Source organism: Streptomyces sp. NPDC002926, from assembly GCF_053591755.1.
In genome coordinates this window covers 1-19,590 of record NZ_JBSFUK010000049.1, presented here as the reverse complement: position 1 = coordinate 19,590, position 19,590 = coordinate 1, and the positions used below count along the sequence as shown (strand labels likewise).

12 protein-coding genes and 1 pseudogene are annotated in these 19,590 nt (G+C 69.0%); 10 read left to right on the top strand and 3 right to left on the bottom strand.

Annotation, left to right across the window (positions count from 1 at the left end):
- Positions 1-548: 548 nt before the first annotated feature.
- The 6 genes and pseudogenes from ACWDZ6_RS32060 to ACWDZ6_RS32035 all read left to right on the top strand — a co-directional run bounded on the left by ACWDZ6_RS32060 (position 549) and on the right by ACWDZ6_RS32035 (position 9,772).
- Complete coding sequence (locus tag ACWDZ6_RS32060; RefSeq protein WP_451505628.1) at positions 549-1,343, top strand: hypothetical protein; 795 nt, start codon at positions 549-551, stop codon at positions 1,341-1,343.
- Positions 1,336-1,710: pseudogene (locus ACWDZ6_RS32055) on the top strand (GntR family transcriptional regulator); the annotation flags it as partial. The gene ACWDZ6_RS32060 and the pseudogene ACWDZ6_RS32055, both read left to right, overlap by 8 nt.
- A 1,964-nt stretch (positions 1,711-3,674) precedes the next feature.
- Positions 3,675-4,907, top strand: a complete 1,233-nt coding sequence (locus ACWDZ6_RS32050; protein ID WP_451505629.1) for an MFS transporter — start codon at positions 3,675-3,677, stop codon at positions 4,905-4,907.
- Between the two features lie 3 nt (positions 4,908-4,910).
- Positions 4,911-6,755 (top strand): alpha/beta fold hydrolase, encoded by a 1,845-nt coding sequence (locus ACWDZ6_RS32045; RefSeq protein ID WP_451505627.1) that lies wholly within the window; start codon positions 4,911-4,913, stop codon positions 6,753-6,755.
- Positions 6,756-7,080: 325 nt separating this feature from the next.
- Complete coding sequence (locus tag ACWDZ6_RS32040) at positions 7,081-9,054, top strand: RiPP maturation radical SAM C-methyltransferase (RefSeq protein ID WP_451505626.1); 1,974 nt, start codon at positions 7,081-7,083, stop codon at positions 9,052-9,054.
- 25 nt (positions 9,055-9,079) lie between these two features.
- The gene (locus ACWDZ6_RS32035; RefSeq protein WP_451505625.1) at positions 9,080-9,772 is read left to right on the top strand and encodes a DUF5825 family protein; all 693 of its coding nucleotides are present in this window, start codon (positions 9,080-9,082) and stop codon (positions 9,770-9,772) included.
- 53 nt (positions 9,773-9,825) lie between these two features.
- Here the strand turns inward: ACWDZ6_RS32035 and ACWDZ6_RS32030 are convergent, their stop codons facing one another.
- The 3 genes from ACWDZ6_RS32030 to ACWDZ6_RS32020 are packed head-to-tail and all read right to left on the bottom strand — an operon-like array spanning position 9,826 to position 12,844.
- Positions 9,826-10,608, bottom strand: coding sequence for a hypothetical protein (locus ACWDZ6_RS32030; RefSeq protein WP_451505624.1), 783 nt, complete (start codon positions 10,606-10,608; stop codon positions 9,826-9,828).
- A 14-nt stretch (positions 10,609-10,622) separates the two neighbouring features.
- Positions 10,623-11,045, bottom strand: a complete 423-nt coding sequence (locus tag ACWDZ6_RS32025) for a hypothetical protein (RefSeq protein WP_366732758.1) — start codon at positions 11,043-11,045, stop codon at positions 10,623-10,625.
- Positions 11,042-12,844, bottom strand: a complete 1,803-nt coding sequence (locus tag ACWDZ6_RS32020; RefSeq protein WP_451505623.1) for a hypothetical protein — start codon at positions 12,842-12,844, stop codon at positions 11,042-11,044. Before ACWDZ6_RS32020 ends, ACWDZ6_RS32025 begins: the two co-directional genes overlap by 4 nt.
- A 428-nt stretch (positions 12,845-13,272) precedes the next feature.
- On the opposite strand from ACWDZ6_RS32020, the gene ACWDZ6_RS32015 reads away from it, so the two are divergent.
- From ACWDZ6_RS32015 to ACWDZ6_RS32000, 4 genes are all read left to right on the top strand, one after another.
- Positions 13,273-14,049 carry a DUF427 domain-containing protein gene (locus ACWDZ6_RS32015; RefSeq protein ID WP_451505622.1) on the top strand — a complete coding sequence of 259 codons (777 nt, stop codon included), beginning with the start codon at positions 13,273-13,275 and terminating at the stop codon, positions 14,047-14,049.
- A 412-nt stretch (positions 14,050-14,461) separates the two neighbouring features.
- Positions 14,462-16,483: an outer membrane protein assembly factor BamB family protein gene (locus ACWDZ6_RS32010; RefSeq protein ID WP_451505621.1), complete on the top strand. Its 2,022-nt coding sequence runs from the start codon at positions 14,462-14,464 to the stop codon at positions 16,481-16,483.
- A 99-nt stretch (positions 16,484-16,582) separates the two neighbouring features.
- Positions 16,583-18,334, top strand: a complete 1,752-nt coding sequence (locus ACWDZ6_RS32005; RefSeq protein ID WP_389130707.1) for a glycosyltransferase family 2 protein — start codon at positions 16,583-16,585, stop codon at positions 18,332-18,334.
- Positions 18,331-19,455 carry a glycoside hydrolase family 26 protein gene (locus ACWDZ6_RS32000; RefSeq protein ID WP_451505620.1) on the top strand — a complete coding sequence of 375 codons (1,125 nt, stop codon included), beginning with the start codon at positions 18,331-18,333 and terminating at the stop codon, positions 19,453-19,455. The genes ACWDZ6_RS32005 and ACWDZ6_RS32000 overlap by 4 nt, the downstream gene beginning before the upstream one ends.
- Positions 19,456-19,590: the final 135 nt, after the last annotated feature.

Below are 19,590 nucleotides of genomic sequence, written 5' to 3'. Positions count from 1 at the left end.
GCCGGCCGCGCCCGCGGCGACCGTCGCGAACGCGGTGGCGACCGCCCAGCGTTCGGCCTCCCCACGCGGCAGCCAGCCGGAGAACACCGATCCGGCCAGCCACAGACCGACTCCGAAGGCCACAACCGATGCCATCACGGCCACTGCCCACCGACCCGTTCGCGCCACAGCGGAACTCCCCTCGTGGTCCAAGTGGTTCAAGGGTTCCAGGCTCAGGCCGCCGTGGGAACACGGCAGGGGCCCTCGGTGCTCCTGGCGGACCTCCGGGGGCCTTCACCCCGCGGGTGCGGGGAGAAGAGCCACGCGTTCGCGTGGATCAGCGCACGAGGGAACGCGCGATGCGGAATCCCACGTCGTCACCGTGGGCCGAGCCGGCCCAGGAGGCACCTCTGGGGCGGAGGGCGTCCCCACTTTGCGCCGGAGGGAACTCCCTTGTGCCAGAAGCCGTCTCCCTTTGTATCGCCTTGTATCGAGCGTTTGACACAAGATCCCGACCAGGGCATCTTGTACCCATCGCTTAATACAAGATGATCTGGGGGGATCTCCATATGCTCGACACCGTCCCGCTCCAGTCCCGGTTCCTCGACCACGCCGACTACTACGCCCGCTGGTCGGGTCTGGCCATCGGCATCGTGGCCGCGCAGCAGTTGGTCGCGATGGAGAGTGACGACATCACGATGCCCCTCGTGTTTGCCATCACCGCTTTCGGCCTGTGCGCGGTGGGCGGTGTCCTGCTCGGCGACGCCCTGACCCCGCGTCCCCAGGAAGCGGTACGCACCGCGACGCTCGCCCCGCGCCTGGTCCGAGACCAGGTGCCGCCCCGTATGGCGCCCCTGCTTCTTCTGCAGGCGGCGTCCCTCGTCACCCTGCTCGTGATCGGTGCGGTCACGGCCTCCTCCGACCCCGACCGGATAGGCAGGGCGGGGCGTGTCATCACCGTCACCTGCGAAGGGATGCGCACATCCCTCGGTCCATGGCCCGGCCTGCACTACAGCGGCCCGATGTTCGCCGCCCTCGCGGTCGGAACCCCCGTCTGCGTCTGGGCCCTGCGCCGTATCGCCCATGGCCCGGGCGACGACCAGCAGCGCCGCGACCGCGCGTGGGCGATCACCGGAGCCTGGGGGCTGCTGGTGTCGAGCCAGGTGATGCTCGTCGTGCTGATGGTCTTCGTCGCGCTCACGGAGAAGGCCTGCGCCGGCCCGCTGGGCGCCGCCACCGTCGTGGCGATCTGCCCCCTGGGCCTGCTGAGCCTGTTCACCTTCGGCTGGTCCCTGGTCACCGTGGTGGCACCCCGGGCGGTCGACGACGAGGCAGCCGGCGATGGGACTCTCGACTATGAGTGATCCCGCCGTCCGCGTCGACACCACCAGCCAGGTACCGCCGTACGAGCAGATCCGCGCCCAGCTGGCCGCGCTGATCCGCACCGGCCGGCTGGCCGAGGGCGAGCGCCTGCCGACCGTGCGCCAGCTCGCCGCCGACCTCGGTCTGGCGCCGGGCACCGTGGCCCGCGCCTACCGCGAGCTCGAGGGCGCCGAGCTGATCCGCACCCGCCGTGGCGCGGGCACTCGGGTCGCGGCGCTCCCGTCCGAGCCGCACGCGCACGATGCCGAGCAACTCACCACTCTGGCACGTGACTTCACCTCCGCCGCCCGAGCGCTCGGCGTCGGCACCGAGGACATCCTGACCGCCGTCCGCGTCGCCCTGGACCCGGGGCCCGCCTCCTCTTCGGCCACCGCCGACAGCGGAGCGGGTGGCCCCAAGACGGCCGAGGCGTCGGCGCAAGTCACAGGCGTGAGGAACAGGCTTGAGCGGCAGGCGTAAGTAACAGGCGTAACAGGCACGAGTAACAGTGGGTGATGAGCCACTGTTACGCCACGGCGCGGCCCCTCAAATGTTCCGTTCCTGCGGTCCTGGCGCAGCCGGAGAACCTCCACTCCGGATCGGCCGGAGGAACAGGTACAGGACCGGCATCCATTCCGGACGACCGGGCGGCCACCTACCGAACCGTGCCCCGCCCCGGATCGAGCTCGACCGTCACGGAGAGGAACGCGGATCGCCCGGCTGATCATCGGCGCGCGCCGTGCCGCGACCGTCGCGGACATCACGAGCGTCCGCGTTCGCCGCTTCGTCCGACGGCGCCGACTCGCGCAGGAGGACATCCAGGACATCCCGAGTGCGCCAGTCGCAGGAGAATCTCAGGGGGACGGTAGGGGCACGGTAGTTTCCAGCGGTGGGGTGAGGGGGCTGGGAAGTGGGCAGGCCCAGTCCAGGCTCCTGTTGCGCACCGCCTTTTGGAACTCGGCCAGGTCCGACGGGCATGTCCCCGACGGCGTCCGCGCGGGCGCGGGCACCGTGCTGCCGGAGGCGCTCTCGGCCGGTGGGGCAACCGGGTGGCACTCGACCTCATACGCTCCGCCCGTGCACGCAACGGTCTCTTCGCCACCGCATGCTGACACACCGGCCATCATCAACGCCGTCACCACGACCGTCGCGGCGCACCCACGTCCGGTGGATAACGTCGACCGATTCCTCATAGCCTTTCGCCCCCTCTTCTCCTGCCCCTGGCGCAGACCTTCCTGAGGAGGCCACCGTATGCCCGAAGTCAATACGAGAATCGCGGCCGTTGCGGCGATCGCAGGCCGCGGAGGAAGCACGGTTACCGAGAGCAAGCCCGCTTGCGCTTGCCGGACGCGTCGGTCGGAGACCCGTTGGAACCATCCCCGCGGGTGTGGGGCGGCGCGGCGCAATCGTCCTCGCGTCTGGAACGTGTCGGGCGGTGCGGGCGGTGCTGTGGCGGATGAGCCCATAGTGCCCCAGTCGCACTGCTGTGTCCCGTGTGGTCTGCGGCCCCGCGTTCAATTCGCGTCAATACTGGCAACCGCCTGCCGGGCCGCTGATGTCCTCTGCTTCGGGCCTCATCTGACGCACCAGCAACAGCAGCCGCTTTCCCAACCGGTCGGCGACCGCACGCCCTATGGGTTTGCGGGGACAAACGCACGGATCGCGTCCATGGGCGCGCACGTCTTCCGACATGGGGTCCGGAATGCGTGCGCGGCGCACCGGGATGAGGATACGTTCAGGAGCGGCGGGGGTGCGGGCATATGCCGATGCGAAGCGGAACGACGGAAGCCGCTGTTCAGGAGCAGTCGAAGCGGCTGGGCGACCAGCGACTCCAGGCCCCGCCCGCGTAAGCACCGAACCTGTCGGCCGTCCCTGTACAGGGTTGACTGTCGGCCATTTCGACACTGGTTCCGCCCCTTTCAGGACCCTTGCGGCTCCCGTTTCAGCGTGACTAGGCTCCGTTCGATTTCAGTTCCCGCACATTTCCTGCACATTTGAGTGCCTCTCCGGGACCTCTTATGCAGGGGTGTCCGATGCGGTGGCTCGAAGGGGGGCAGGGCATGGAGCGAGCCTCGGTGTCCGACGACCCGGACGGCGCAGGTTTACACAGACCGCCGACAGCACAATCGGCGACGGCGCAATCCGCTACGGAGACGACGACCAGGGCGCCGGCGCCTGCCACCGGAACCACAGCGCGTGCCGGTACCCGACCGCCGTCCCATGGGCGCCCCCACGCAACGTCCGGCAAGACCGCTCCCCCACCCGGCGACCAACGGCCCGGACCGGCCAACCACACCGAGAGCGCGCCGCATACAGCGACGCGGAATGTCCGGCTGCTGTGGTCAGCGAACGCGGCCGACGCGCTCGGCACACAGATGTCGACCGTCGCCTTTCCCCTGCTGCTCCTCGGACTCGGCTACACGCCGGCGACGGTCGGCCTCCTCGCCGGTGCAGGCATGCTGATGGCCCTGGTGTGCGGCCCAGTTGTGGCGGTCGCCGCCGACCGGGGCTTGCGCAAACCCGTGATGGTCACCTCCGCGGCTCTCGCAGCGACGGCCATGACTGTGGTGGCCGCGTCCGTCGTGGGCGGGCGACCGCCACTCGGCCTGCTTCTCGGCGCCCTCCTGGTGGAACGTATCGCCACCGCATGCTTCGAGGCCGCAGCCCGCGGGACCATCGCTCTGATCTCCGCGCCGCAGGACCTCCCCCGGGTGGTGGCAGGCCTTGAAGCGGGCGATCGCGCCGCGCTGGTGGCCGGACCCGCCCTCGGCGGGATGCTCTACCAGATCTCCCGTGCCCTCCCCTTCGCGGCCGACGCCGCCTCCTACGTAGCGACCGCCCTGTGCGTACGGTTCATGCGCTCCGACCTGCGAGCAACGAACCCCACCATGCCTTCGCCCGCTCCGGCCGACGCGACGAGCACCGAGACCCCGGCCCCCCACCGCGGCAGCCCGCTGCGAGCCCTCCCCGCCTTCGCGCGGGAGACGTTCGCCGGATTCGCGCTACTGCGGACCGCCTCCCGGCTACGGCTGGTCCTGGCCTGGACGACGACCGTCAACGGCGCCTTGGCCGCCCTGTACTTCACCGCCGTCTTCACCCTGCAGGGCAGCGGTGGCGGCGTGGCCATGGGACTGGTGCTGGCACTGTCGGGCGGTGCCGGACTCGTCGGCGCCGTCATGGCCCCGGCCCTGGTGCGACGGCTGGGCGGCGTGCGGACGCTGGTGGGTGTGACCTGGCTGATGGTGCTGCCGTCAGCGGGACTGGCCTTCGCCGACGGACCTTGGGCCTACGGTCTCTGCTTCGGCACCTTCTGTCTGATCCTCGCGCCGGCCACCGTGGTCATCCAGGCCGCCGCCATCGCGGACACCCCGCCCCATCTCCAGGCCAGAACGGGAACGGTACTCGCCACGGCCGCCATAGGCGCAGCGGCGGCGGCCCCGGTGCTCGCCGGTGTTCTGGTCACCCATGCCGGTCCCGCGGCCTCCGCGGTGGTCTGCGCCGTCGCCCTCACCCTGCTCGCGCTGTTCACCACCGTGCGCGCCGGACGCCTGAAGACCGGAGGCTGACCGGTGACCGAACCCCTCACAGCAGGCACGCCACAACGCCCCGCCCCGCCCAAGGCGGCGCAGCCCGGCTCGCGTTACCAGACCTACCGCAGCGAACTGCCCGAGGTGTGCGCGGCAGATCCCACCCGTATGGCGTTCACCGCCGACGCCGACGGCCGGTGCGAGGTGTTCACCTGGAACGCGGCCACCGGCCGGGCCCGTCAGGTCACGGACCGCCCACGCGGCACACTGCACACCGCCATCGACCACGACGGCCACGTGTGGTGGTTCGACGAGGACGCGAACGGGCTCGGACGCTGGCGGTTCCAGCCGTTCGAGGGCGGGCCCGACCTGCCCGGGCTCGAAGGCGTCCCGTCCGGTGTCCCCCGCGGTCTCGGCGTGGCCGCACACGCAACGGTCGCCATGGCGACGGGCACGGAGCACGGGACCGCCGTTCACATCGGACCGCGCGGCGGACAGGCCCGGCCGGTGGCCCTGATCGACGGCCACGCAGCCCTCGCGGGCATCTCACCCAGCGGGGAGTACCTGGCGATCAGCGGCCCGGCCGGCTCCGCCCGCGCAGTGACCGTCATATCGCCGAGCGGAACGGTCCGTGCGGTGCTGCCCGGCGGGCCCGACGGCGGCGAGCTGTGGGCGCTGGGCTTCTCCCCCATGGCGCACCGCGAGGAACTGCTGCTCGTCCAGCAGCACCACGACCGCTACCTGCTCGCCGGCTGGCAGCCCGGCACCGGGCTGCGCACCTTCGACTGGTGCGCCTTCGACACGGAGATCACCGCCTCCTGGTACCCCGATCGCGCCAGTGTGCTCATCCGGCAGGACCGCCACGGCCGCAGCCACCTGCACCGCGCCGACCTCGACACACGCACCGTCACCCCGGTGCCGACCCCGGCCGGCACCCTGCTGGCCGCCGCCGCGCGGGCCCGCGACGATGTGCACTACCTGTGGACCTCCACCGCACAGCCACCGCGCATGCAGTCGACCGCGGGCCTGCCGCTCCCCCCGCTGGGAACGGTCGACGGCCGCGTACCCGGCGAGCATCGTGAACTGTGGACCCCGGGCCCCGACGGTCCTGTGCACACCCTGCTCAGCCTTCCCGAGGGCATCTCACCGGCGCCGGCGGTCTTCCTGGTGCACGGCGGCCCCGCCGATCACGACCGCGACGCCTACGACGGCGTGGTGCACTCCCTGGTGGCCTCCGGGTTCGCGGTCGCCCGCGTCAACTACCGTGGCTCCACCGGCTATGGGCCACGCTGGCGCCGCGCCCATCCGGCCGGCGTGGGGCTCACCCAGGTACAGGACCTGGCCGCCGTCCGCGCCGACCTGGTCCGCCGCGCGCTCGTACGCGACGACGCCACCGCTCTGTGGGGCACCTCCTGGGGCGGCTATCTGACACTGCTCGCACTCGGCGTCGACCCCGCACTCTGGCAGGCGGCCGTCGCGGTCAAACCCGTCGCGGACTGCGCCGTCGCCTACCGCACCACTACACCTGCGCTCCGCGCCCTCGACGAGCGCCTGTTCGGCGGCACACCCGACGAGGTGCCTGCCGCCTACGCCCGCAGCTCCCCCATCCATTACGCCGGACGCGTACGCGCCCCGCTGCTGGTCGTCGCCGCCGAACGCGACGACAAATGCCCACCAGGACAAATCCGCGACTACCTCACCGCGCTCAACAGCGCAGGTGTGCGTCACGAGGAGATGTGGCTCGACACCGGCCACGACGGCTACGACGGCCAGGACCATGTCGCGGTGCTGCGCCGCGCCATCGCCTTCCTCGACAGCGAGCTGCGCGGAACACGCCGCGCCGGGAAAGCACTCGCGAGCCGCACACGGACCACAGCGAACCCCTAGACGTCCCGCTCCGACCGGAGGGGGATCCCGGCCGCACCGCCGTCGGCGAGAACGCCGGGACAGGCACCGAGCCAGACACCACGGAGAGGAGGGCACACCGTGCAGAAGGACATCATCAACAACGACCCGCTGGCGGGTGACGAGGAGAACCGCAAGCCGAGCGTCGGGATCACCATCACGATCCCGTTCCGCAACGCCGAGGACTCCGAAGAGGACTGATCCGGACCGGCCGGTCCGGCGCACTCCGCCGGGCCGGCCGGTACCCCACCTACAACCGGGCACCTGCCTGCCGCGCAGGTTCCGCTCATCCCATCAAGGAGCCGACGTGCGCGTACTGCTGGTCAATATGCCGTGGTCCCCCATCGACCTGCCCTCACTCGCCCTCGGCATCCTCAAACGCAGCATTGACGAACGCGTACCCGAGGCTCGGGCCGAAGTGCTGCACGCCAACCTGGAATTCACCGACTGGATCACCGGGCGCACCGAGTTCACCGCCGACGACTACGAGTACTACGCACTGTCCTCCTACTTCATGGGATGCGGCGACTGGGTCTTCTCCTCCGCCCTCTACGACGACCCGGAGTGGAAGGAGGACGAGTTCACCCGCGTGATGAGCGGCCGGCTGCGCAAGTCCCGGATGCGCATGACCAAAGAACTGCACCACCAGGTACCGCAGTTCGTTGAGGACATCGCGCGCCGGGTCGTCGAACACGCTCCGGACGTCGTCGGATTTACCTCCACCTTCCAGCAGAACACCGCGGCACTGGCAGCCGCCAAGCACGTCAAACGACTCGCACCGCACATCGTGACCGTCATGGGTGGTGCCAACTGCGACGCGGAACAAGGGGCGGCCGTCCACCGCAACTTCCCCTTCGTGGACCACGTCATCCGGGGCGAAGGGGAAACCGCCTTCCCTCAACTCGTGACCGCGCTCGCCGAGGGACAGACCGACCTGTCCACCATCCCGGGCCTGTGCCACCGCGCGACGGACGGCACCAGCGTCGTCAACGCCATGGCCACCACTCCCCTGCCGCCCGCCCACATCCTTCCACCCGACTACACCGGCTACTTCGAATGCCTCGCCTCCTCCGTCGCCCGCAACTGGGTCGAACCCAAGCTCGTCGTCGAAGGCGCCCGTGGCTGCTGGTGGGGCGAGAAACACCACTGCACCTTCTGCGGACTCAACGGCTCCTTCATGCAGTTCCGCAGCAAGAACCCCGACGTGTTCTACGAAGAGATCATGGACCTCGCCAGGCGGCACCGCGTCCTGGACATGTATGTCGTCGACAACATCCTCGACATGGGGTATCTCAACACCGTGCTGCCACGCATCATCGACAGCGGCTACGACCTGCGCCTCCACATCGAGATCAAGGCCAACATGCGCCGGTCCCAGCTGCAGACCCTCTCCGACGCCGGGTTGATCTACGTCCAGCCGGGCATCGAGAGCCTCAACAACCGGGTGCTGGACCTGATGGACAAGGGCGTCAGCGGCTGCCAGAACGTCCGCATGCTCCGCGACGGAGCCGAGACGGGCCTGTCGGTGTCATGGAACTACCTGCACGGCTTTCCCGGTGAGAGCGCCGAGGACTACGCACCGATCATCGAACAGATCCCGGCGCTGGAACACCTCGATCCGCCGGTCGACATGTCCGCGCGTATTGCCATCGAACGGTTCAGCCCCTACTTCAACCGCCCCGAACTCGGCTTCACCGGGCTGAAGCCCGAGGCACACTACCGCTTCACCTACGACCTGCCCGAACAGGAGCTGCACGACCTCGCCTACGTCTTCGAGGCTCCCGCCCGCGGCATCGGCGAACCCACCGTCACCGCACTCAACGAGGCGCTCGCCGGCTGGAAGAAGCACCACGTGGACGCCCGTCTCACCCACGCCGACCTCGGGGACCGCATCGTGCTCGTCAGTCGGCGCCGGAGGTTCTCCTGGCGCGCGATGGAACTGACCGACCCCTACGAAGTCGCGCTGTTCCGTCTCCTCGACCAGCCGCACGCGCCGGCCGCCCTCACCCGCAAGGCGGCGGCACGCACTGCCGGCGACGCACGCGATCAGGACGAGGTGCAGCACATCCTGGACCGCTGGACTGCTCTGGGGGTGCTGTTCACCGATGGAGGCCAGTACGTGCACATCGCACCCGCCGCCGTCAACGAGGACCTGCTGCGACTGGACTTCATGCGTCATCTCCACACGGCCGAGGCGTTCACCACCCCCGGGAGCAGCACGTCCGACGACGGCAGGCCCCCAACGGCGCTTCAGAGCGCCCAGCCGTCCCTGACCGTCTGACCCCGACACGCGCCCAGGAGTCCCCATGAGTACCGTGCTCCACCCGCCCGGCATCCGCCACGGGTTCCCGCTGACCGTCGCCGCCTGGCGTGACTACGATCGCGATGTCTGCGCCCTGCCCGGCATGTCGCTCGGTGACCACGAACTCTCCCGGTCCATCGCCCTGGAGAGCGAGCACCTGTGGAACCTCGGCGCACGGCGTGTCGTCCTGCCCCACACCATCGACCTCACCCGCGCCGCGACCAGCACGCAGGAGACCGCACAGCACACCGTGCGGTCCCTCAGCCTCGTACGTGACCTCACCGCCCGGGCGGTGCTCGTCGAATGGCGGCTGCGCCTCGACCCCGGCGACGAGGAGACCTGGAAACTCCTGAGTCACCTCCAGCCACCCCAGCAGGTGGACGGCCCCCAGCAGGCGGACGAGCAGCTGCTCACCTGGCGCCACAGCCACTACCTGTGCAAGTGCCTGTGGCGGCAGGGACCCGGCTTCATCCAGATCCGCGACCGACGCTGGGGCGACCTGCGCCGGTTCACTTCCGACGAAGCCCACTACCACCGGGCCATCGCGCTGCTGGACTACGGCACTCCGGCAGCGTCCGTTCCGCCGGAAGTCCTGGCCGACTTCACCGAGGAGCACCTCGTTCTCTCCGTCGGCGAGTTCGTCTGGTGGCTTCCCTACCGTGTCAGACGGTGGATCCAGGAGGCGATGGCCATCTGAGGTGCTCGAGCGGTGGGAAGGCATGCGAACGGAGGTTCCGCGGCGCCCGCCCGTCAGTCGGTGGGCGCCGCACACTGCGTGTCGGGAGGACAGAACCATCTGAGGGCCGTGTCCAGCAGCTCCTGTTCGTCGCCGGAACCATCGGCGTCGGAACCGTAGGCCACTATGGCGTACAGGTGCCCGTCCTCCGCTTCGAAACGGTGGTCGATGACATGCCGGGTGAAGCTCTGCGATTCCCCGGCGACTTCGTCGGCGCGGTACTCGTGCGTGGCTGCCTTCCGCGGGGTATCCGTGTTTTCCTCCAAGGTGATGACCTCGTAGCCGTCGAGCTTGCGGCTCTCCAGCTGTGCCGCCTGGAGCGAGGCGTACGGCGATGTCTCCATCACCGCGAACACCTGGAGCCGCCGGGATCCGTCCGAACTGCGGTACTCGACCACGGCCATGCCGTACTGCGACGAGCGGCTGGTCCGCTCCCAGCCGGAGGGCACAGCGGACCGGAACCCCTCTGAGTCCTGCAGGACCTCGTACCCCGGCGGGGGTGTGGCCGCCGAGGTCTCCTCGGACGATTCGGCCGTAGGCTCGGCAGACGATCCGCCCTCGCCCTCCCATGAATCGGTGGCCGTTGGCTGCGTGGCACCCGGTTCCTTCGCCGGCTGCGGCTCGTCCTTCCAGCCCAGCGCCCATGCGAGGAAGCAGAGCCCGACCACAGCGAGCACCACGGCGGCCCGGCGCAACATCTGCCCCTGCTTGGCGGCTTGCATCTGTTGATCGCCGTCGAACCGTGTTTCCCGCTCGTCGCCCGCCCACTCCTGCCGGTCGGCATCGAATACCCGCATTGGTCCTCCGCCCGTCACACCAGGAGTTGCGCGATGCCTTGAACGACAGCCGTGGCCGAGGCGACCGCTCCCGCCGCGGCGGCGTTGGTGCCGAGCCATCCGCGAACACCCACCAGCAGCTTCGTCAGACGGCTGCGGTCGGCAGTGCCGTCGCGGACGATTTCGGCCTCCGCATCGGCCAGTTCGCCGTCGAGTGCTGTGTCCTCGGCGCTGCGGTCCTCCCCGGGCAGCGCGCGGCGCAGCGCCCGGATGGCATCGAGCAGTTCCCTGTGCTCAGGGCAGGGTCCGGGCGCGGTGGTGTTGACGGATGTCGCCACGCCGTATGCCCCTGTCGAGACGGAGCCTCCGCTCATGGCCTGGATGCTCACACTCCCGCCGCCGCTCTCTCCTGCCTGCCCCGTCGGCTCGGACGGGGTGTCCCGCTCCGTGCTGCTCATGCCCTGCTCCCCTCCGTGTCCGGCGCCGAAGCCGAGTGCGACGCTCTGCCGTGAGTGCCGGTGGCCACCGCGCCGCCCGACATCTCACCGATGAAGACACTTCCACCGCTGACCTGGTAGACGTGCTGTTCGAAACGGTCCGTGCGGTAGCCGTGGTTCCTGAGCGCGTCCCGCATCCCGTTCACGATGCGATCCTGAATCGTCTTGATGTACCGGGCGACGTCCATCTCCTGGAACGGCGACAACGCTTGCGTACTGGCCACTTGGCGCAGTGATACGCGGGGCACGTCGGGGGCCGGGTCGCGATTGGCCGCTTCCGTCCGGATCTCCGAGCCGAAGCTCGCCGCCGCCCCGAGTCCCACGGCGAGCCCCGTCGCCGGACCGTCCCGCAGGGCGCGTACGGCACCGCGCCACCACTCCTCCGGCAGGTCCGCGATGAGTGCGTCGATCTTCTTGAACTCCGCGCGGATGGGCCCGAGTACATAGGGCGCCACTTCCAGTACGAGCATGCCGCCCTGGGTGTGCACCCGGACCAGCACGGTGACGACCACCTGCTCGTGCCAGGCGCCCACCCTGACGCGCAGAAAGACCCTGCGTCCTTCACCGCCCTCGTCCACTGCCTCCCTGCGGTGCCACTCCACCTGCTCGGGCTCGTACACGCTCGCGCCCCGCTGGTCCGGCCGGCTCTCGTCCCGTGTTCCGCGGCCCGAGCCGAGCAGCAGCGCCTCGTCCCGTTCCACTCCGCCCGGCAGATAGACGAATTCCTCGATCTCCAGCTCGCGCAGCCGGTCTTTGCCGGACAAGGCCGCGGATTCGCGCAGGTTCCGCAGCGCGGGCTTGATCATGTCCAGGGCGCTCCGGGCCGTGAGCGGCTGCCCCACCTGATGAGGTACGCCGTTCTCGGTTCCCTTCGGTTCCGTTTCCCTCTTCAGCTCCAGCGCGAAGGACCAGGGTCCGCGCGGGGCACCGGCACCCACGAACGGGCTGTCCACGTCGTAGAGGGTGAGCGAGGCGGCCTGCTCCCGGCGGATGCTGTCCTGCAGGTCCTCGTACAGCGGTCCCGCCGACAAGGGCGGCTGGACAGCGTCCTGGAAAGTCCACCTCGACAGCCAGGTGGCGAGCGCGCGCCGGTGTTCCAGCTGATGCCACCAGACCACCAGGGCAATCAGCAGCGGGAAGATCAGCGGATAGGGGGTCTGCACCGTGCCGTCGAGCACCCCGGCCACAAACCGGTACCAGTAGAACGCGGCGAACATCCAGGCACCAACGCGCACCAGACGTCCTGCCCCCTGCACGGCCTGGGCCACCTGACCGTTCCGTCGGGCAGAGAGGCCGTCCATCCCCCGCCCGGACACCGAGCGGGCGAACCACAGCGCCACCGCGACCATGGCGTACAGCTGGAACCAGGGCAGCGGCAGTGCTCCGGTGAGCTTCAGACCCTCATCCCCGGAATAGAAGGCCGTCAGCACGTCCTGGAACTGCACATCGGGACCTCCGACCCGTTGGTCCCCCAAGGCATCCCAGAACATCACCACGTCGGTGATCAGGAATCCGCTCCACACGGCGAGCAGCAGCAGCGCCGTCGTCGTCTCCTGGCGCATGACGCGCAGGGCGTGTGCCAGCACAGGCAGGACGTCGACGCCCAGCGGCGGTGGCACGGGCCGCTCCGGATGCCCGACCAATTCACCGACGACGCGGCGACGGAACGACGCGTCCAGATAGACCCCGGCACACAACAGGCGAGTGGCCTCTGTGCGACTGTACGGGTGCTGCGGGAGGTTCTCTCCGGACACGGACATCCCCACTTGATCCGGGCAAGGAACACGCAAGTTACCGCGCGGCCAATGGCTGGGGTGGGCAACGGCGATACCTGTGCACCGAACAGGTGAACTTCCGCCATGGGCCTTGAACTTGCCCAGGTTGGCATGAAACTTCCTGCCGGATTTCAAGCAGAGCTCCGGGCCCGCCTCGGAGCCTGAAGCGCACGGCGACGCTCACGGCAGGTCTCCGCCACTGCTGCCGGACCTCAGGCACTTGGCCGCCATGCCCGCCGTTTCCCACATCGGACACAGCCCTCCGCGATCAGCGATCATGCCGCTACGGAGGGTGACCACGGCTGCAGCATCCACCACCCGATGTCCCGCCCGGCAGGCACACACCAGTCGCCGGATCACGTGTACAGCAGACCCGGCGCCGCCGCGGCGACGGGTGACCGAGGAGGAGCCAAATGATCGACTATCCAGGGATGATCGTGCCGGTCAACCATGTGGAACCGGTACCCCGGCGAATCCGGGCCGTCCTGGCCGGTGAGACCGTCCTTGATACCACCCGGGCGCGGTATGTCTGGGAGTGGAGCAATTACCCGCAGTACTACATCCCCGCCGACGACATCCGTCCTGATCTGCTGACGAGCGAGGACCGTACCCAGCACAGCAGCCGCGGCACGGTCGAGGTGTACGGGCTCCGGCTCGGCGAAGTCCACCGGCCACGCGCGGCGAAGGTGCTCCACGACTCCACCGTCGACGGATTGAGCGGAACCGTCCGCTTCGACTGGGCCGCCGTGGACGCATGGTTCGAGGAAGACGAACAGGTCTTCGTCCACCCCCGCAACCCGTATGCCCGTGTCGACGCACTGCGCTCGACACGGCCGGTTCGCGTCGAGCTCGACGGCATCGTCCTCGCCGAGGCCGCCTCGCCGGTGATGGTCTTCGAGACGGGGTTGCCGACCCGGTACTACCTGGACCGGAGCCAGATCGACTTCCGGCATCTGATCGCGACCGACACCGTAACGTCCTGCCCGTACAAGGGAACGACCAGCGGATACTGGTCGATCCGGATCGGCGAGCAAGTTCATCCTGACCTCGCTTGGGCCTACGACTTTCCCACCCGGCAACTCCTCCCGATCGCGGGGCTGGTCGCCTTCTACAACGAGCGTGTCGACCTCTTCGTTGACGGACAGCTCCTCGAGCGTCCCACGACCAGCTTCTTCCGCTCGAAGGACTGACGGGCGCTTGTCCTGCACTGCCGACGTCCGCTCCGAGGTTCGGCCCAACCTTCGGAGTGCTCCCAAGCGCGGGCCCGAGAGGTGCTGTCGGAGACGCTGTTGAGACGCTCGACTACCGCCTGGCCCGGTTCAATGCCCGGCCGCTTGCGGGCGGCAGGTCTGCATGACATGGATGCGCGCGTACAGCACTGGCCGAGGGCAGCACTGAAGGCTGCCGTGCCCGCCGCAGCACCCCCGCCCCACCGGGCCAGGATCTTGGGCTGCCATGCCCACCAGCCTCAATACAACATACGTTCATCTCATCCCACTTACGGAGATGACCGACTTCGATATCTGATTTCTGTGAGTATCCGATACACTTCCGCGGCAAGCGGAATGGTTGTTTGTCCAGGATGTGACCCGGGGGGGCACCTTGGAACCACTGGGGCCTGACGATCCCACCGTCGTGGGGCCGTACCGGCTGGTCGCCCAGTTGGGCAGTGGCGGCATGGGCCGGGTCTACCTCGGGTACTCACCGGGTGGCCGGCAGGTCGCGATCAAGGTCATCCGTCCGGAGTACGCGCAGGAGCCCGCCTTCCGGCAGCGCTTCGCCCGCGAGGTGATCGCCTCGCGCGCCGTGAGCGGGTTCTTCACCGCCGGGGTGGTCGATGCGGACCCCGAAGGGCGCCTGCCATGGCTCGCGACGGCGTACATTCCGGGGCCCTCACTACAGCAAGCGGTGCAGAAGAGCGGCCCCTTGCCGGACCGGTCCGTGCGGGCGCTCGGCGCCGCGCTGGTGGAGGCGCTGACGGCAATCCATGGTGCGGCTCTGATCCACCGGGATCTCAAGCCCGCCAATGTGCTCCTGGCCCAGGACGGGCCGCGTGTGATCGACTTCGGGATCTCCCGGCTCGCCGAGCACAGCGGACTGACGCTCACCGGTACCACGATCGGGTCTCCGGGCTATATGTCGCCCGAGCAGATCCAGGCACTCCCGATCGGGCCCTCGTCCGACGTGTTCTCGCTCGGCTCGGTTCTGGCCTACGCCGCGACGGGCGCGGGCCCCTTCGGTGAAGCGTCCGTACCGGCGCTGCTGTATCGCGTGGTGAACGAGGAGCCCGATCTCCGGGCGGTACCGGCGGGGTTGCGCGAGCTGATCAGCCGGTGCCTGGCGAAGAAGCCGGCCGACCGACCGACCCTGCCGGCGCTGATGCCCGCTCTGACCGGCGGCCGGTCACCGGCGGAACTGCTCGCCACAGGCTGGCTGCCGAAGGCCTGGCAGGGCGAAGACACCGCATCGACGCCCCCTCTCCCGGACCTGCCGACCTCAACCACCGCGCGGCACACCCCCTTCCCCCTCCCCGTGCCTGAGCAGCCGCAAGGTCCGCCGGAGGCACCGCGAGAGCGGCCGGTCAGCCGTCGCCGACTGCTGTTCGCCGCAGCCGGCGCCCTGGGGACCGGCGGGTTGGCGGCTGCCACCTGGGCGATAACGCGGGACGGCAAGTCGGCCGCCCCGGGATCGCTGCGCTGGCGATTCACCACCACCGGCACCGTCCTGTCCTACCCGAGGGTGGCAGGGGATCTGGTCTACGCGGCGAGCAACGACGGCACGCTGTACGCGCTGACCGTCGCCGACGGGCTGCAGCGGTGGAAGTACACAACCGCCGCAGCCATCGGCTCGGCACCTATGGTGCTGGGCGGCAGCGTGTACCTCGGCAGCGACGACCGCACCCTGTACGCCTTCGACACGCGTTCGGGAAGAATCCGTTGGCGGTTCACCACCGGAGGCATCGTCCATACCCCGGTTGTGACAGGGGGCGTTGCATACGTAGGCAGCGCGGACCGCCGGCTGTACGCCGTGGACACGGCCACCGGAAAGCGCCGGTGGGCCTTCACCGCGGGCAACGACACCCACTCCCCCGCCGTGGCCGGCGAAACGGTGTATGTCGGCTGCAGCGATACCAACCTCTACGCGGTGAACGCGAACACGGGTGAGAAACAGTGGGCGTTCACCACACGCGGAGCGGTGTCCGGCATCCCGTCCGCAGCGGGCGGCCTCGTCTACTTCGGCAGCACCGATGGAATCCTCTACGCGGTCGACGCGGACACAGGGAAGCAGGTCTGGCGGTTCGAGGATGCCTCCGTGGGATCCAACCCGGCGATCGCCAAGGGAGTCGTGTACGTGGGAGGCGGCAGGACGCTGCACGCACTGGATGCCAACACCGGTAAGCGCAGATGGGAGTTCACGGCCACAGGAGACATCCACGCGCCGGCCACAGCTGGAGCGGTGGTGTACGTGGGGAGCGACGACACCAAGCTGTACGCGCTGAACGCTGCGACAGGAGAGCAGCTTTGGGCCTACTCCGCCGCCGCTCCGGTGCACGCGCCGACTGTCGCCCAGGACACGGTGTATTTCGGCAGCGACGACAGCACCCTGTACGCCGTTCATATCTGAACCAATCCGGGAACCGGGCAGCGGACGCAGGCAGTCCTACTCACCGCAACCGGTGGCTTATTCACGTCTGAGTGATGCTGTTTGTTACCAAGGGGGGAAATGTCTACATATTCATCGCGCCTGGACCGGCGCGCCGCCGAGAGGAGGAACCGCCGCAACGAGTCAGCCGTCGCTGCCTACGCTCGTGCCGCCCGGACCTGCGGTCCGCTGGCCAACCCGGGCCGGAAAGTGGAGTTCCACTCCGTGCTGCGACCGGGCCACCGGGTGTCGCTCACGGTTGTGACCGCCGCCACCGCGCTGGCCGACATCGTATTCATCGGCTGGCTGCTGCTGCCCGAGCATGTGCCCGGACCCGGGGTGACCGGCGTCGGTAACGGCTGGCTGTTCCTGGCGCGGCTCGGATTCTGCCTGGTCATCGCGGTCGAGACGATCAAAGTAGTACAGGCGGTGGCGATCTGGGTGTTCGCCTTCCGGGCGAAGGACCCCATCCCCATGGTGCCGCCCCAAGGGCTTCGGGTCGCCATGCTGACCACCATCGTGCCGTCCAAAGAGCCGATCGCCGTCGTACAGCGGACGCTGCGAGCCATGCTGGAGGTGGCGCGTTGGGACTGCAGCGTGGACGTCTGGATCCTGGACGAGGGAAACGACCCGACCGTACGGCAGATGGCCGCGCGCCTGGGAGTCCACCACTTCAGCCGCAAGGACCGACCGGAGTACAACCAGCGGTCCGGCCCGTTCCGCGCGCGTACCAAGTCCGGAAACCACAATGCCTGGCGCGCCGAGCACGAGAACGAGTACGACGTGGTCGCCCAGATGGACCCGGACCACGTACCGCTGCCCTGCTTCCTCGAGAGGACGCTCGGCTACTTCCACGACCCGGACACCGCGTTTGTCGTAGCTCCCCAGGTGTACGGCAACGCCTACGACAACTGGGTGGCCCATGGCGCCTCGGTGCAGCAGTACCTGTTCAGCAGCATCATCGAGCGGGGCGGCAACGGTCTGGACGCCCCCTTGCTGATCGGCACCAATCACGTCTACCGGGTTGCCGCATGGCGGCAGATCGGCGGCTACCAGGACTCGATCATCGAGGATCATCTGACGAGCATGAGGGTCCACGGCACGCTCAATCCCGCCACCGGACACGGCTGGAAAGGGGTCTACACCCCCGACGTCGTGGCCATCGGCGAGGGCCCGACGACCTGGACCGACTACTTCAACCAGCAGAGGCGCTGGGCCTATGGCATCTGGGAGATCAAACTCAACCCGCGGCTGAGGCAGGGCATCCGGCTCCGGCCCCGCCAGCGGCTGCTGTACGACATGGTCCAGTTCTACTACCCGAGCGTCGCCGTGAGCCTCGCCCTCGGCACCCTCGCCACCGCCCTCTACATGCTGCTTGGGGTCTCGTCCATCCAACTGCCCGGACTGCCCTGGTTCCTGCTGTGGTCGGCGGGCATGGGCGGCTCCTTCACCCTGTGGCTCTGGCTGCGCCGATTCAACCTCGCCGAGCACGAGAGGCGGGAGATAGGCATGGCGGGGATCCTGCTGTCGCTCTTCGCCGGGCCTGTCTACATCGCCGCCGCGGCGACCGCCCTGCTGCGCCGGCCGCTGGCGTACGTCGTCACCGCCAAGGGCGAGCTGCGCAGCTCGGAGTCGCTGCGCACCTTCCGGCTGCATCTGTTGTGGGCCCTGCTGGCCGGAGGTCTGCTGACCGTCAGCTTCCTCCACAACCATGACTACACCGGTATGCGGATCTGGACGCTGCTGGCCCTTGCGGCCGGCTCGGCCCCGCCACTGCTGGCCCTGGCCCAAGGTGTCTCCACGCGCTTGCGCACCGCGAGGGCCGACCGGTGAGGATCACCACGCCACGGGTGCTCGCGCTGCTGTGTGCCGCTCTGCTGTCCTGGTACACCTTCCAGGTAGCTCCGGATCTGGCGGACCGCGAACGCCGCGCGGCAGCGGCACGCGCCGACGCCGCGCTGCCCCCCACGACCGTACTGCCAAAGGACGAACCCACTCCGGACCGCCCCGGCACACAGACGCCCCGGGTCTCCTTCCCCGCCGCGGGAAAGGCATTCATCGGCGTCTTCACGTCAGCGGGCACCCACAACTTCACTGAAGGGGCCGAGTTCGCCCGGCAGACCCGGCATCGCCCGCAGGTGTACGAGTTCTCGGCCGACTGGGCGACCGATCACTTCGAGGCCGAGGCCATCAACCGTGTTGCCAGGCGAGGCATGCTGCCCATGATCGCCTGGGAACCGTGGGACCACACAGCCGAGGCCGAGGAACCCACACTGCGTGGCGAGCAACCCGACTACCGGCTGTCGAGAATCATCCACGGCTCCTTCGATCCGTACATACGGTCATGGGCACTGGGCATCAAGTCGCTCCGCTACCCGGTGGCCATCCGCTTCGCTCACGAGATGAACGGCTACTGGTACCCCTGGTGCGAACAGTCCAACAGCAACCGCCGTGGGGATTACGTCCGGGCGTGGCGTCATGTGCACAAGATCTTCGACGCGGTGGGAGCACGTAATGCCGTGTGGGTATGGAGCCCCAACGTCAGCTACACGAACTCCACACCGCTGACCCGGCTCTACCCGGGAGACGCCTACGTGGACTGGGTGGGCCTGTCCGGCTACTACGGCACCGTGGGCAAGGAGAACTACCAGTCGTTCGACCACCTCTTCGGTCCGACGAGGACCGAACTGCGCCGCTTCACCCGCAAGCCGCTCGTGATCACCGAACTCGGCGCCACGGACGCCGCCGGGCGGAAAGCAGAGTGGATCACCGACATGTTCCGTGCGCTGCCTCGCCACCGCGACATCATCGGCATCATCTGGTACCAGGCGGTGAAGGAGATCGACTGGCGCGTGGGCACGTCCCACACATCCTCGGCCGCCTTCGCGGCCGGGGCCTCGGCGAGCCGGTACCAGCAGCCGTGGGGGCCGGGTATGACGCCACGCTTTCGGTGAACCCGGGCCGGTCGTCACCCGTCATCCGGCATGGGCACGCTCCGGAACAGGGCTCCTCGAACGCGGACCGGTCCTGACCCCAAGTGGCCCCGTGAGCAGGGCAGGTGGCCCCGGCGTGTTTCTGCCGGGGCCACC